Raw genomic sequence first — 16,357 nt, 5'->3', positions numbered from 1 at the left:
AACAATTATTCATGTTCCACTAAAGGATTGAGGAGCGTAACATATGGCAGGAATTCTTAAAAAATTATTTGATGGTAATAAAAAACAATTAAATCGACTTCAAGGTATGGTTGACCAAATCGAATCATTGGAGCCAGATATTGAAAAACTAACGGATGAACAACTAAAACAGAAAACTGAGGAATTTAAAACACGATACTCGAACGGAGAAAGTCTTGATGACTTATTGGTAGAAGCTTATGCCGTTGTTCGTGAGGCATCTAAGAGAGTACTTGGTATGCGTCCATTCCCAGCGCAATTAATGGGTGCAATTGTACTTCACGAAGGAAATATTTCAGAAATGAAAACCGGTGAGGGTAAGACATTAGCCTCTACAATGCCAGCATACTTAAATGCTCTTGCAGGTGAAGGCGTTCATATTATAACGGTGAACGAATATTTAGCAGAGCGTGACTCTAAGGAAATGGGTCAGTTATTTGAATATTTAGGATTAACTGTTGGTCTGAATACAAATGGCTCGACCAAGGAAGAAAAACGGGAAGCTTATCTTGCAGATATAACCTATGGTACAAACAACGAATTTGGCTTTGACTATCTACGGGATAATATGGTCCTTTATAAGGAACAAATGGTTCAACGTCCTTTAAATTTTGCCATTATCGATGAGGTTGACTCTATTTTAATTGATGAGGCGAGAACACCATTAATTATTTCCGGATCAGCACAAAAGTCAGCTTCATTATATACTCAGGCAAACTCCTTCGTTACAACATTGAAGCGAGAAGTAGATTATACGTATGATGAGAAAACGAAAGGAACTCAGCTTACCGAAGAGGGAATCAACAAAGCAGAGCAATATTTTAATGTAGAGAACTTATTTGATTTAGATCATGTGACATTAACACATCATATTGGTCAAGCATTACGTGCTCATGTTGCTATGCATCGTGATACAGATTATGTCGTTGAGGATGGCGAAGTAGTTATTGTAGACCAATTTACCGGTCGCTTGATGAAGGGCCGTCGATATAGTGATGGTCTACATCAAGCAATTGAGGCTAAGGAAGGCTTGAAAATTCAAAATGAAAGCATGACACTTGCTTCTATTACATTCCAGAACTATTTCAGAATGTATAAAAAACTTGCCGGTATGACTGGTACTGCAAAAACTGAGGAAGAGGAATTCCGGGCAATTTATAATATGAATGTGGTTGCCATACCGACCAATAGACCAGTTGCTCGTGAGGACCATCCAGATAAGATTTACAGTACGATGAATGGTAAATTTACTGCCGTTGTAGAAGAAATTAAAGAACGTCATAAATTAGGTCAACCTGTACTTGTAGGTACAGTTGCTGTAGAAACGTCAGAATTAATTTCCCAGCTACTTAAAAAAGCTGGAATTAAACACAATGTACTGAACGCAAAAAATCATTATCGTGAAGCCGAAATTATTGAGCAGGCAGGTCAAAAAGGTGCAGTTACAATTGCAACAAACATGGCCGGTCGTGGTACTGATATTAAGCTAGGTGAAGGTGTAAAAGAGCTAGGAGGACTTGCGGTAATTGGTACAGAACGTCATGAATCAAGACGTATTGACAATCAGCTACGTGGTCGTTCAGGTCGTCAAGGTGACCCAGGTATGTCACAATTCTATTTATCCATGGAAGATGAATTAATGCGCCGATTTGGCTCTGATAATTTGAAATCAATGATGGATAAAATGGGTATGGATGATTCCCAACCGATTATTAACAAATTTGTTTCTCGAGCAGTAGAATCAGCTCAAAAACGAGTTGAAGGTAATAACTATGATGCACGTAAAAACGTATTATCCTATGATGATGTTTTAAGGGAACAACGTGAAATCATTTATAAGCAACGCTTTGAAGTTATTGACTCAGAGGGAAATGAGCTTAGAGAAATAATTGAGAAAATGATCGAGTCTTCATTACAACGAGTAATTAATACGCATACACAAGATGATGATGAAGATAAGTGGGAATTACAGGCGATCATTGAATATGTCCATGGTAATCTTCTTGAACAAGAAGATCTGACTATCTCGGATCTTCAAGGAAAAGAACAAGAGGAAATGGTGCAACTAATTTTAGAAAAAGTCCGGAAACGCTATGATAAAAAAGAACAGGAAATTTCTCCAGAGCATATCCGTGAATTTGAAAAAGTTATTCTTCTTCGTACCGTTGATACGAAGTGGATGGATCATATTGACCAATTGGATCAACTCCGTCAAGGAATTCATTTACGCGCTTATGGACAAAATGATCCATTACGGGAATATCAGTTTGAGGGTTTCGCCATGTTTGAAAGCATGATTGAAAGCATCGAGGACGAGGTATCTCGTTATATTATGAAAGCACAAGTACGAGAAAATATGCAACGACAAGCTGTTGCAAAAAATACCCAAGCTGTTTCAGGTGGTGGGGAAGAAAAAGCCCAAAAACGAAAGCCTTATGTTAAGAAGGAAACAGTTGGCCGAAATGATCCTTGTCCGTGTGGAAGCGGTAAAAAATATAAGAATTGTCATGGAAAGAACGAATAAGAAATTAAGTTAGGAGGGTCTGACCCCTTTGGGTGTCAGACCTTTTTAGGTGAAGGAAAGTCTTTCAAATGTCTTTAGCTGTTCATTATTCACTAATTGACATTCGAAAAGCCCATTGGTTTTGAACGATGAGAAAAATAAAAAGTGAAGCATAATATTATATAGAGGTGAAAGATATGGAGTTTGCAGAAATTAAAAATGAGTTAGAGAAAATAAATAACCGTATATCGGAATTTAGGGGGTCTCTTTGACTTAGATACGAAAAAGGCTCGGATTAGTGAGCTAGAGCATGATATGACAGCTCCTGGATTTTGGGATGATCAACAAGCAGCACAAGCTGTCATTAATGAAGCGAATGGACTAAAAAGCTTTGTGAATAGCTTTGAGGGGATTAATAATCGGTATGAAGATTTAGAAGTTACCTATGAACTTGCGAGAGAAGAAAATGACCCTGAGCTATCTGACGAATTAGAAGAAGGAATCACAGCCCTTAAAAAGGATATAAGTGATTTTGAACTGCAAATGCTTTTAAGTGAACCATATGATGCTAATAATGCAATATTGGAATTACATCCTGGTGCAGGCGGAACGGAATCACAGGATTGGGCGAGTATGCTCTTACGAATGTATCAACGTTGGGCGGATCATAAAGGATATACCGTCGAAACCTTAGATTACTTACCAGGTGAAGAGGCAGGAGTAAAAAGTGTTACCCTAATGATTAAAGGACATAATGCCTATGGTTATTTAAAAGCAGAAAAGGGCGTACACCGCTTGGTTCGTATCTCTCCTTTTGATTCCTCTGGCAGAAGACATACTTCCTTTGTTTCCTGTGATGTGACTCCAGAGATGACAGATGATGTTGATATCGAAATCCGTCCAGAGGATATTAAAGTGGATACGTATCGATCTAGTGGTGCAGGTGGACAGCATGTTAACACGACTGATTCGGCAGTACGTATTACACATATTCCAACTAATATTGTGGTGACCTGTCAGAATGAGCGCTCGCAAATAAAGAACCGTGAAGCAGCAATGAAAATGCTAAAATCAAAGCTTTATCAGCTGGAAATTGAAAAACAACAGCAAGAGCTAGCTGAAATACGTGGGGAGCATAAGGAAATAGGTTGGGGTAGCCAAATTCGTTCTTACGTATTCCATCCATATTCTATGGTTAAGGACCATCGAACAAATGTAGAGGTAGGTAATACACAGGCAGTGATGGATGGTGACCTGGATCCATTTATCGATGCATATCTTCGTTCACAGCTTTAAAATATCTCCTCAAAAGTTAATGAAATTGTCAAAAAGTGCCAAGAACCTAGATAATACTTCATGTTTAACCAAATTGTGGCATTTCTGTGGCTTTTATATTTTTGTGTAAAGGATATACTATATATGACAGTTCTAAACTTTACAATGATTGGGGGAGTTTTCAAATGAAAAAATGGCTATTTGCTGTATTATTTGGCTCTGTATTAGTTCTTGGTGCTTGTGGTAATGATGATAATAACGACAATGGCGCAACTAATAATACAGGTGACAATGGTGGCGAAACAGCATCTGCAGCTGAAGACTTATTTGAGGCAAACTGTGCAGCATGTCATGGTGCAGATTTATCTGGTGCAGCAGGACCTAACCTTCAAAAAGTTGGTGCTGATCATTCTGCTGATGATATCAAAAATATCATTCTAAATGGTCAAGGCGGAATGCCAGCACAAGGTAATAGAGTTTCTGATGATGAAGCTCAACAGATTGCTGATTGGTTAGCTGCAAAAAAATAATATGGTTGAATAAAAGGACAGTTCCAGTATGATTTATACATGGGACTGTCCTTTTTCCTACTATTGACCCACTTCTTTTTGCCTACTTTTCAAAAAATTCGACAAATAACTACATAACCCATTAATATTTCTCCTTTGAAATATAATTGTAATATAATTTTGTCTAAAAAAATTGTTGAATAATGTTATAATATATAGGAAATGTATCTAGACTCAGACTTTTTGACTATAAATTTAAAAGGTGATTAATTATGATTTTAATGAAGGATGTATATAAGACATACGAAAATGGTGTTACTGCATTAAATGGAATTAATGTTGAGATTGAACAGGGTGAGTTTGTCTATATTGTTGGCCCAAGTGGTGCAGGTAAATCATCATTTATTAAATTAATGTATCGCGAAATTAAGCCAACTCGTGGCACACTTTTTATCAGTAATAAGGATGTAAGTGAACTAAAGGAAAAAGAAGTACCATATTTACGACGTAATATCGGGGTTATCTTCCAAGATTTCCGATTGCTACCAAAACTATCAGTCTATGAAAATGTTGCCTTCGCTTTAGAAGTTATTGAAGAGCCTCCGAAGAATATTCGTAGACGTGTAATGGAAGTACTAGATCTAGTAGGACTAAAAAGCAAGGCGAGATTTTTCCCTAATGAGTTATCTGGTGGTGAACAACAACGTGTATCAATTGCTCGTGCGATTGTCAATCGTCCGAAGATTGTGATTGCTGACGAACCAACTGGTAACCTTGATCCAGATACATCATGGGAAATCATGCGCGCTTTTGAAGAAATAAATAATAGTGGGACAACCATTATCATGGCAACTCATAGTAAAGAAATAGTTAATACAATAAAGAAACGTGTTATTGCAATTGAGGATGGCTTAATTGTTAGAGACGAACATCGAGGTGATTACGGATATGAGAGCTAGAACAATTAAAAGACATTTCCGTGAAGGTATTAAGAACATATTCCGTAATGGATGGATGACTGTAGCTTCTGTTGGTGCAGTAACCATGACATTATTATTAGTTGGTGCCTTTTTAGGCTTAATTTTAAACTTGAATCATATGGCAGAAAAAATAGAAGATGATGTTGTTGTAAAGGTTCTTATTGATTTGACAGCAACAGATGATGATGTGATTAGTCTAGGTGATCAAATCAAAAAGCTACCAGGGGTAGAAACAGTCGTATTCTCCTCCAAGGATGATGAGCTACAAAGTTTAATAAATAGCATGGGGCAAGGTGGAGATGTATGGAAGCTGTACGAGCAGGAAAATCCACTCAATAATGCTTATATTGTAAAGGCTGATAAACCACAGGAAACAGAAAACATCGCTAAACAGGTTACAAATTTGGCCCATGTAGATTCCGTTACCTATGGACAAGAAGTAGCCCAAAATTTATTTAAATTTACGAGTTATGCTAGAACAATAGGAATTATTTTGATTGCTGGACTAGTATTAACTGCGATCTTCTTAATCTCTAATACTATTAAACTAACCATTATGGCAAGAAGTAGAGAAATTGGGATTATGAAATTAGTTGGTGCAACTAATGGATTTATTCGTGGACCATTCTTTGTTGAAGGATTGCTGCTTGGAGTATTAGGCTCCATCATACCAATAGTTGGTGTTCTCGCAGGCTACAAATTGGTTGAAAATAGTATCACTGGGGTAAGTTCGATAGGATTTGTTGAAATACTACCGTTTAACCCATTCGCTTGGGAACTATCTGCCATTATTTTAATCGTTGGTGCAGGAATTGGAATTTGGGGAAGTCTCATGAGTGTTCGTAAGTTCCTTAAAGTTTAAAAGACTATATAGATAGATTACTTGAAGGGCAGGGGAATTTTCATTGAGGAAGAAGCTAGGAATAAGTATGTTAATTGGTCTTATCATCCTAGGATCTGTACCAGTTAACGGGATCCATGTATCCGCGAAGACAAAGGAAGAATATGAGCAGGAATTAAAAGATTTAGAGAAGGAACAGTTACAATTAAAGGAACAGAATAAGGATATACAGAGTTCAAAAAGCGAGACAGAAGGAAAAATTGAAGAAAATTTAGATAAACAGGCATCTGTTCAAAGTCAAATTGATTCACTTGATGAAAAGCTAGCCGAAACGAAGGCATCGATTCAAAGTAAGCAAGGTGAAATTGATACCACTAATAATGAGATTAATGATTTAAAAGCAAAAATAAATGCTTTAAAAAAAGAGATTGAACAACTAAAAGAAGAGATTGAAATACTGTTAGATCGCATTGAGGATCGCGAGGCATTACTTGCTGAGCGCCTCAGAGCGATTCAAAAAAGTGGAGGACCGATGGTATATTTGCAAGTCCTCTTAGGTTCTACTAGTTTTTCCGATTTTATTACGAGAACAGCAGCTGTCAATATTATGATGGACCAGGATAAGACTATCATAGATTCATTAGTTCGTGATAAAAAGGAAGTAGAAACAAAAAAACAAACGGTTGAGGGTAACAAAAAGAAAGTAGAAGAAAATAAAGACCAGGTTGAAAAGAAGAAAATAGCACTAGAGGGCCAAAAGCAGGAACTACTAGCACTACAAGGTCAACTGGATAATCAAATGGCAGAACGCCAGACCTTGCTAGCAAAGCTTGAAAAGGAACATCAGCATTTGGAAGAGTATATGTTCACTTTAGAGGATGAGCAAGCTATGCTACGTGCACAGCAGCAGGCTGTTGCCAAGGCAAAAGAGGTTGCAAAACAAAAATTAGACCAATTATCAAATAGTAGTGGCAACAACGGGAACGCTGGAGGTACTAGTAGCACAGGATTCATTTGGCCAGCAGCAGGATATCGTGCATCTAACTATGGTTGGCGTGTAGATCCAATTAATAATTCGAAGAGCTTCCATTTAGGTGTTGATATCTCAGGACCTGTTGGAACACCAATTTATGCAGCAACTAATGGTGTTGCAGTACGTGGAAATTTATCAAGTACATATGGTAACCATATATTAATTGTTACGACAATTAATGGCGTTGATTACACTACACTATATGCCCATATGAGTGGGTTTGCAGTTGCAGATGGTACAGTAGTCAAACAAGGTCAGTTAATTGGTTATATGGGTGCTACTGGAAGAGTAACAGGACCTCACCTACATTTTGAAGTACATAAAGGTGGTTGGAATGGTTTTTATCCACCTAACTCAAATGTTGTTAATCCGTTAGATTATTTACCATAAAGATTAAATGAATGGAGCAAAGGTATTGCAAGTACAAGCAATTCCTTTGCTCCTCCTATTTTTTGGGGCTTTCAAAAAAATGAAAAGAGAAAAAATTTGGCGTAAGTAAGAATTTTTCGTTATGATAATAGAATAGTGTATACACGTTTTATAGAAGACCAAAAGAGTAAATAGATTTTCGATGAAGGTGATTTCATTAATTTCACTTAGGTTTTAAAGCGTTTCAGACACATATTAATTACATTGGGGTGATCGCATGAGATTAAATAAAATACATATTGTGCTCATATTAGTCGGTGCACTTGTACTTGGATTTGTGGGGGCCTATGTAGGAGTACTTATAGCAAATCCAGATCAAGCAGAACAGAAGATAGACGATAGCTCTTCTAAAGAGAAGGTGGATTCTACTGATCAGAACGCAAATTTACCTGCAGAATGGTCGAAGGTTGCACAAGCATACAACTTAATAAAAGAAAATTATTTAGAGGGTGCAGATGAACAACAACTAATGACAGGTGCAATTGAAGGAATGCTCTCGACCTTAGAAGATCCATACAGTACTTACATGGATGTCGAAACGATGAAACAGTTTAATGAGCAAATTGAGTCCTCTTTTGAAGGCATCGGTGCAGAAGTAAGTATGGTTAATGGCGTAGTTACAATTGTCTCCCCAATAAAAGATTCTCCAGCAGAAAAAGCGGGATTACGACCAAACGATCAAGTATTAAAGGTAGATGGCAAATCACTTGAGGGGCTTGATTTAAATCAAGCCGTTTCGAAAATACGTGGTAAAAAAGGCACAGAGGTTGTCGTAACTATTTTAAGAGGTGGTTCAAGCGAGCCATTTGATGTAACAATTGTACGAGATACTATTCCAATTGAAACGGTTTATTCTAAAATGGAAACAATTAATGGAAAGAAGACAGGTATAATTGAAGTTACAAATTTTGCAGAGACGACATCGAAGGATTTTAATACACAATTAAAAGCTTTAGAAGATGATGGTATGGAAGGATTAATCATTGATGTTCGAGGTAATCCAGGTGGTTTATTAAGCTCTGTAGAAGAGATTTTAGCGAATTTCATTCCGAAAGATGTACCATATGTTCAAATAGAGGATCAAGAAGGGAATAAAACGCCTTATTATTCAGACTTGAAAAAGAAAAAATCATACCCAATTAGTGTGTTAATTAATGAGGGTAGTGCATCTGCATCGGAAATTTTAGCAGTAGCGATGAAAGAGGTTGGTTATGATATAGTTGGTATGAATAGCTTTGGTAAAGGTACCGTTCAGCAAACAGTACCACTAGGAGATGGAAGTACTCTTAAACTAACCTTCTTTAAATGGTTATCACCCGAAGGAAATTGGATTCATAAAAAAGGTGTCGAGCCAACTGTTAAAGTAAAGGAACCAGAATATTATTATACAAACCCGGTACAAATAGAAGAGCCACTTGCATATGATGAGTCAGATGTTAAAATCAAAAATATACAACTGATGTTAAATGGTCTTGGATATAAGACAGATAGAAAAGATGGCTATTTCAGTAAATCTACAGAAGAAGCTGTTAAGGAATTTCAAAAGAAAAATAATCTGAAGGTTACAGGTACTGTGGACAAAGAAACCGGCGGATTAATAGAAGCAAAAGTAATTGAAAAAATCCGCACCGGAGAAGACGACCTCCAACTAGAAAAAGCACAACAAGAATTGTATAAATAATGCTTATTGACAAGAGATTGACCCAGAGGGTCAGTCTCTTTTTTTTAAACTAAGTCACCTGATAACTAAGTTCGAGAGTAAAATCAATAGACTAGGTAGTATTGCTTCCCGAAAACCTGCGCCGCTAGCAAAAACGGTAATCAAAAGCTGTTTTACAGCCGGAAAACATGTGTTACTGACAAAAGTGGTAACCAAAAGCTGGTATTGGCTCCCGAAAACCTGTGCCACTGGCGAAACGGTAACCAAACGCTGTTTTGCCACCCGAAAACATGTGCCGCAATAAAAAATGGTAACCAAAAGCTGTTTTGCCACCCGAAAACATGAGTTGCAAGCAAAAATGGTAACCAAAATCTGTATTAGCTCCCGAAAACGTGTATTACTGGCAAAAACGGTAGGCAAAATCTGTTTTAGCACCCGAAAACATGTGTTACTGGCAAAAGTGGTAACCAAAAGCTGGTATTGGCTCCCGATAACCTGTGCCACTGGCAAAAACGGTAACCAAAAGCTGTTTTTCCACCCGAAAACATGTGCCGCAATAAAAAATGGTAACCAAAAGCTGTTTTGCCACCCGAAAACATGAGCTGCAAGCAAAAATGGTAACCAAAATCTGTATTAGCACCCGAAAACCTGTGCCGCTAGCAAAAACGGTAATCAAAAGCTCGTATTAGCTCCCCAAAACATGTGCTACTGGCGAAAACGGTAATCAAAAGCTGTTTTACCTCCCCAAAATAAGCCCCACGAACAATATCAATAGCCTAAAATCAGTTTTAAACCAATATATCACTTACAAACTTAAATTGTAATCATAAATGAAAATCCAAAAGAAAAAAACCTCGCTGGCAACTCATTTTTTAACGATTCTTTATACAAACAAGTATCTTTTACGAAATCTTTTCCAAAAAAGCAGGAAAAAATTCGACAAATGGAGAATATATAGGGTTATAATTAGGTTTAGGTATGTACATCGGAAGGTGATTAGCTATGTTACAGGAGTGGTTAATAGAAATAGGAAAAGGGATTGGTAAATTATTTGTAAATCCACTATTCTATTGGGCAATTATTTTTATAATTTTGTCGGGGATAAAGCGTATTAAAGAAGAGCGAAAGTACTTTGGTACGAAGGTATTTGATATACTTTTTGAATGGAAGGATACATGGAGTTTCTCAATTTTAATAGGGATTGTATACTCCATTCTTATTGTCGGTTTTGGTATGGTTTTTACATATGAAACGATTCTCATATTGAGTGTAGTAATGATATTACTTAGCCTATCTTTTCGATTTTCATTCCTTTCCCCAAGTTATACGATAGGGATAACCTATGTTGTTTTACTTATTATATCTAGTTATCCAGAGTATTTTCGTTTCTTACAGATGGATGGAGAGGTTAATTTTATCGGACTGGCTATTTTAGGAGGGTTATTCTTATTTGTAGAGGCCCATTTTATCAATAGGGTTAAACGAAATGGTACGTTTCCAACACTTGTAAAGGGAAAGCGTGGAGGCTGGGTTGGTAAGCATTTTATCAAGAAAACAGCTATAATACCCGTATTTTTATTAGTTCCAACCGGACTCATTGAACCATTTGCCTCCTACTGGCCATATCTTTCATTCGGAGATGAACATTATGCTCTAATTCTTTTTCCATTCTTACTTGGAATAGAGCATGGTATAAGAGGTGGGCTCCCACATAAGGTTGCACAAAAGTTATCCATGTCTATGCTGGGCTTAGCAATGGTTGTCTTCGGAATTGCAGTAGGCAGTATCTTTATCCCAGCGTTATCCAGCGTTTCAATTATGGTAGCTATTGTAGGAAGAGAATGGATTAATTATCGAGAACGTGTGAAGGATCTTCAGAAAAGTCCCTTTTTCAACCATACGAATGATGGTTTAAGGGTCCTTGGAATTATTCCAGGCTCACCAGCAGACCGATTAAACATATTGATAGGTGAAACAATATCGAAAGTGAATGGTATAAAAATTCAAAGTGAAGAAGAGCTCTACGAAGCTTTACAGCAAACTGGTTCATTTTTCAAAATGGAGCTATTTGATTTGGATGGAGAAATTCGCTTTGTTCAAAGTGCTATGTATGAAGGCGATCATCATGAATTAGGGCTGATTTTTGCTGGAGAACCTTATCGAAAACTTAATAAGTAGGTAGTATTCTTAAAATCCGTTCCACATTCATTGTGATACGGATTTTTTAGTAAAGTGAAATATAGCTTTCCTTCCTATAAAACTTATTAAGCTTAAGGATAGATAAGATTTTAAATTGTGTACTCCTCTAGTCATAATTTATTGTTTTTCACACAAACTAAATATGTAAATTTTTACAGGAAGGATAATCGTATGAATGAAAAGCTATTTATTAGGGGTTTGGCGTGTATTAGATCCTGTTTATTATTCATTAACAAGACTAAGATATGTTATGGATGAAGAACAGAGACGCACCTTGTTTCGCGTGCGGTTAACAAAATACAAAGGGAGAAGTACAATTCTACAGGATGGCACAGTTATTTATAAAGATGACCTATTGATTAAGATTCATCTACATAACGTCAAAATAATGAATGAACTTTATGCGGTTACTAGTGATACGAAAAGAGCTGTGTATATTTATCACATGGTGAAAAAAGCACTTCCCATGCTCGCGGAGTACGTAAATAATCATCAACGAGCAAATGAAATTAAAGGCATCATTGGAATTACCACTTTACACAAGGGTTCAGCAAGGCTCGGTTTTGATAATGTAAACATTTCAAACGCATTGTATCGCAATTATAAAAGACTAACATTTTCACCGATAAATTATCTTGCTAGCTCATCCCTTCATCAAGAGCCAGTCTATTTATTTATGTCAAAGGATGAGCTAATCAGTAGATATGGATTATGAAAAAGAGGGACTAAATTGCAATTTCATGAAAGGTGATTTCTGGACGGCTACCAACTCGAATATTAATTCCTGTTTGGCCCAATCCTTCACTAATGTAAAATGGGGAATCATTATGCATCTGCATGCCTTTAATCATGTTAAGGCGAGGCAGCTTACCCATTTTAGCAAGATGATAGGCCTTTGGATACCGAATTTGACCTCCGTGGAAATGACCTGCTAACAAATAATCAAACGGATAGTTATCCATTTCTAATACTAAATTTGGGTCATGGGTTAAAACAAGGTTTATACCTTCTTGGATACTTTGATAAGACTTTTTTAGGTCACTACGATTAGTACTGTAATCATCTACTCCAATAATATTAATGAGCTGTTTATTGATTTCAATCGTTAAACTCGAATTTTGCATCACATGACAGCCATATCGAGTTAAGCATTGAATAAGCTTCTGTAAATTGTATTGATTTAGTACATAGTCATGGTTACCGAGAACAGCATAAATACCGTGTTTTGGCTTTATTTGTTGTAGGACCTTTAAATAAGCCTCGAGCTTAGGTATGGAACGTTTTCGATCGAGAAAATCACCTGTTAATGCAATGATGTCAGGTTTTTCATACTGAAGTTTTTCTGCCAGTTCATTAGCAGTTATAGAGATATTCTCTAAATGCAAATCGGATAAATGTAGGATAGATAGATAAGAATGGTTGGATGAATGCTTGGTAGATAATTGGATTTTATTGAGCTTTATGTCCTTTGTATTCTGATTAGCTTTATATAAGAAAATACTCAAAAGTATAAATAGCAATATTAGCAAAGAAATAATATATATCATTGGTAATCCTCCTTCGAGAAGGATTATAACATGTTAAAGTTCTTTGTGGCATTGGTAATTGAAGGGATTGAAAATATGGAAATTAGGCAAAAAGAAAATGCTCTATTCCTACCATTTCTAAAGCTTCCTACTGGTCACCATCATGTGGCAGATGCTGTCATGAAGGAATTACAAAATACCTTTCAAACGCTGAATTGTGAAAAGGTAGATATACTCTCTTATAGTTACGGACCAATAGAGAGACTTGTTTCTACAGCTTATATAAGCTGGATTAAGATAATGCCAAAAGCTTATGATAAATTGTATCAGTATCTTGCAGTTAACAACCAAACGAACCGTTCAAGACAATTAGTCTATGAAGTATTGTTTACTTCATTTTTTAAGAGGTTAATGGAAAAAAATCAGCCTAGAATTCTTTTTTGCACCCATTCCCTCCCCTCCAATCTAGCAAGTGTCTTAAAGCAAAAAAATCAACTGCAAGCGACTACTGTAAATGTATATACCGATTTCTTTGTTAACCGTGTTTGGGGAATATCAGGGATTGATTATCACTTAGTACCCTCTATAAGGATGAAGAATTTTTTACTAGAACTAGGTGTTGATGAATCAACTATTTACGTTACTGGTATTCCTATCCATCCTATTTTTAAGAAAACAAGCCAATGTCTTTCAAGGAATAAACGGTTAACTGTTCTGATAACAGGAGGAAGTCTTGGAATGGGTGCAATTGAGAAGCTAATTCCTACGAAACCAACGATTCACTATATCGTTCTATGTGGGAAAAATGAGAAACTGTATCAAAGATTACAGCAAAAAAATGATCCTTTGATTACCCCAATAAATTATATCGAAAATAAAGAAAAAATGAATGGAATTTATGATCAAGTAGATGCCGTTGTTACAAAGCCAGGTGGGGTGACAGTTAGTGAGTGTTTGATGAAGCGTAAACCTATTTTCACTTGCTCCGCGCTACCAGGCCAGGAAAAGGTGAATGAGCTTGAATTAAAAGAATTAGGAGTAATCTATCCAATTGATATAGGATTAGGAAATGTCGAATCACATATTAAAGATTTCTTTCAAAATAAGGAAGCAAAAACGTTGTATGAGGAAGCTGTAAATGTTTTTCATCGTCATCTAGATAAAAAATCTTTACCAGAAATATTGCAGGAAATTTGCCTGTAGTCAAGATTTCAACTGCTAACCGTATTGGCAGTTGTTTTTGTGTTTAAAAGATTGGATAAAATAATAGTAAGAATATAATGCAAAATAATCGAATGTTAGTTCGTATTTATGTTAAAATAGATTTATTCTGTGATAAACTAATAAAAGATTTAGGAACGGAGGCGAAGGTATGGAGAATAACAAGTTTGAATTAGTTTCAAAATATGAACCACGTGGGGATCAACCGCGAGCAATTGATGAGTTGGTAGAACGGATATTAGCTGGACAACGTCATCAAACATTATTAGGGGCGACTGGAACAGGTAAGACATTTACTGTCTCCAATGTGGTAAAAGAAATAAATAGACCTACATTAGTTATTGCCCATAATAAGACACTAGCTGGACAATTATATAGTGAATTTAAAGAGTTTTTTCCAAACAATGCGGTAGAGTATTTTGTCAGCTACTATGATTATTATCAACCAGAAGCATACGTTCCTTCTACAGATACGTTTATTGAAAAAGATGCAAGTATAAATGATGAGATTGATAAGCTTCGTCACTCTGCAACGTCTTCGCTCTTTGAACGAAATGATGTATTGATTGTGGCAAGCGTATCCTGTATATATGGATTAGGTTCTCCTGAGGAATATAGAAGCCAGGTATTATCGCTTCGAATGGGAATGGAGAAGGACCGAAATCAGCTTCTGCGAGAATTAGTTGATATTCAATATGCACGGAATGATATTGACTTTCAACGTGGAACATTTCGTGTACGTGGAGACTCTGTTGAAATTATCCCAGCTTCTCATGAAGAGCATTGTATTCGCGTTGAATTTTTTGGAGATGAGATAGATCGAATACGAGAAGTTGATGCATTAACAGGGGAAATTATCGGTGACCGTGACCATGTGGCAATTTTTCCGGCATCTCACTTCGTTACTCGTGAAGCGAAGTTGAAGCTAGCTATCGCTAATATTGAAAAAGAACTAGAAGAGCGATTAAAGGAACTACGTAGTCAAAATAAATTATTAGAAGCACAGCGCTTAGAACAACGTACAAATTACGATTTGGAAATGATGCGTGAGATGGGATTTTGTTCAGGAATTGAAAATTACTCTAGACATCTAACCCTAAGAGAAGCTGGTGCAACACCTTATACACTATTGGATTACTTTCCAAAAGACTTTCTCGTCGTAATAGATGAGTCCCATGTTACGTTACCACAGATACGTGGAATGTATAATGGTGACCAAGCTAGAAAACAGGTTTTAGTGGATCATGGGTTCCGCTTACCATCTGCTTTAGATAATAGACCTTTAAAGTTTGAGGAGTTTGAATCAAAGGTTCAGCAAATCATATTTGTTTCGGCAACTCCTGGACCATACGAATTGGAACATACACCAGTCATGACAGAGCAAATTATACGTCCTACTGGATTATTAGATCCAAAGGTCGAGGTGCGACCAATCGAAGGACAGATTGATGATTTGATTGGAGAAATAAATAAGCGGACAGAGCGAAATGAACGTGTACTGATTACGACATTAACGAAAAAGATGTCAGAGGATTTAACTGACTATTTAAAGGACATTGGGATTAAAGTCGCATATTTACATTCTGAAATTAAAACGCTAGAAAGAATTGAAGTTATTCGTGATTTGCGGATAGGGAAATATGATGTATTAGTTGGAATTAACCTACTACGTGAAGGCTTAGACATTCCTGAAGTATCTCTAGTAGCTATATTGGATGCTGACAAGGAAGGTTTCCTTCGTTCAGAACGTTCGTTAATCCAGACAATGGGACGTGCAGCACGTAATGAGAACGGTCAGGTAATTATGTATGCAGATAAGATAACCGATTCCATGCAACGTGCCATCGAAGAGACAGAGCGTCGTCGTGAAAAACAAATGGCATACAATGAGGAACATCATATCACTCCTAAAACAATTAAGAAGGATGTCCGTGATGTTATTCGAGCAACATCAGTGGCAGAGGAACAACCAGAATTGGAAAGCAAGACAAAGAGCTATTCAAAATTAACCAAAATAGAACGGGAAAACGTAATCGAAAACATGGAAAAAGAAATGCGAGAAGCTGCCAAAGCGCTTGACTTCGAGAGAGCTGCTGAGCTTCGTGATATCGTGTTTGAACTTAAGGCGGAAGGATGACCAAT

Annotated in this window: 12 protein-coding genes; 11 read left to right on the top strand and 1 reads right to left on the bottom strand. The window is 36.6% G+C overall.

Annotation, left to right across the window (positions count from 1 at the left end; translation table 11 throughout):
• Positions 1-43: 43 nt before the first annotated feature.
• The 9 genes from secA (at position 44) to KI338_RS05155 (ending at position 12,183) form a co-directional block, all read left to right on the top strand.
• Entirely contained in the window at positions 44-2,563 is a 2,520-nt protein-coding gene (gene secA, locus KI338_RS05195; RefSeq protein WP_212919883.1) for a preprotein translocase subunit SecA, read from the top strand.
• Positions 2,564-2,739: 176 nt separating this feature from the next.
• A protein-coding gene (gene prfB, locus KI338_RS05190) for a peptide chain release factor 2 (RefSeq protein WP_212919882.1) occupies positions 2,740-3,838 on the top strand; the annotation gives its coding sequence in 2 pieces (ribosomal slippage) (positions 2,740-2,802 and positions 2,804-3,838; 1,098 coding nt in all).
• 164 nt (positions 3,839-4,002) lie between these two features.
• Positions 4,003-4,347, top strand: coding sequence for a cytochrome c551 (gene cccB, locus KI338_RS05185; RefSeq protein WP_212919881.1), 345 nt, complete (start codon positions 4,003-4,005; stop codon positions 4,345-4,347).
• A 251-nt stretch (positions 4,348-4,598) separates the two neighbouring features.
• Complete coding sequence (gene ftsE / locus KI338_RS05180; RefSeq protein ID WP_212919880.1) at positions 4,599-5,285, top strand: cell division ATP-binding protein FtsE; 687 nt, start codon at positions 4,599-4,601, stop codon at positions 5,283-5,285.
• Positions 5,275-6,168, top strand: coding sequence for a permease-like cell division protein FtsX (gene ftsX, locus KI338_RS05175; protein WP_212920055.1), 894 nt, complete (start codon positions 5,275-5,277; stop codon positions 6,166-6,168). The genes ftsE and ftsX overlap by 11 nt, the downstream gene beginning before the upstream one ends.
• A gap of 43 nt (positions 6,169-6,211) precedes the next feature.
• Positions 6,212-7,570, top strand: a complete 1,359-nt coding sequence (locus tag KI338_RS05170; protein ID WP_212919879.1) for a murein hydrolase activator EnvC family protein — start codon at positions 6,212-6,214, stop codon at positions 7,568-7,570.
• 256 nt (positions 7,571-7,826) lie between these two features.
• On the top strand, positions 7,827-9,290 hold the full coding sequence (locus tag KI338_RS05165) for a S41 family peptidase (RefSeq protein WP_212919878.1): 1,464 nt from the start codon (positions 7,827-7,829) through the stop codon (positions 9,288-9,290).
• Between the two features lie 981 nt (positions 9,291-10,271).
• A complete protein-coding gene (locus tag KI338_RS05160) occupies positions 10,272-11,447 on the top strand; it encodes a PDZ domain-containing protein (protein WP_212919877.1) in 1,176 nt (391 codons plus the stop codon).
• Between the two features lie 196 nt (positions 11,448-11,643).
• Positions 11,644-12,183, top strand: a complete 540-nt coding sequence (locus KI338_RS05155; RefSeq protein ID WP_212919876.1) for a YkoP family protein — start codon at positions 11,644-11,646, stop codon at positions 12,181-12,183.
• 10 nt (positions 12,184-12,193) lie between these two features.
• On the opposite strand, the gene KI338_RS05150 is transcribed toward KI338_RS05155, so the two are convergent.
• Entirely contained in the window at positions 12,194-13,015 is an 822-nt protein-coding gene (locus tag KI338_RS05150) for a metallophosphoesterase (RefSeq protein WP_212919875.1), read from the bottom strand.
• A gap of 30 nt (positions 13,016-13,045) precedes the next feature.
• Here KI338_RS05150 and KI338_RS05145 point away from each other — a divergent pair, with 30 nt between their 5' ends.
• Complete coding sequence (locus KI338_RS05145; protein ID WP_244853352.1) at positions 13,046-14,197, top strand: MGDG synthase family glycosyltransferase; 1,152 nt, start codon at positions 13,046-13,048, stop codon at positions 14,195-14,197.
• A 169-nt stretch (positions 14,198-14,366) separates the two neighbouring features.
• Positions 14,367-16,352 (top strand): excinuclease ABC subunit UvrB, encoded by a 1,986-nt coding sequence (uvrB, locus tag KI338_RS05140; protein WP_212919874.1) that lies wholly within the window; start codon positions 14,367-14,369, stop codon positions 16,350-16,352.
• The last annotated feature ends 5 nt before the right edge of the window (positions 16,353-16,357 follow it).

It is taken from the genome of Ornithinibacillus bavariensis (assembly GCF_018333235.1).
In the GTDB taxonomy this organism is placed as follows: Bacteria; Bacillota; Bacilli; order Bacillales; family Amphibacillaceae; genus Ornithinibacillus; species Ornithinibacillus bavariensis.
The sequence above is the reverse complement of the archived record's forward strand: the minus strand, read 5'-3'. Positions and strand labels throughout refer to the sequence as shown.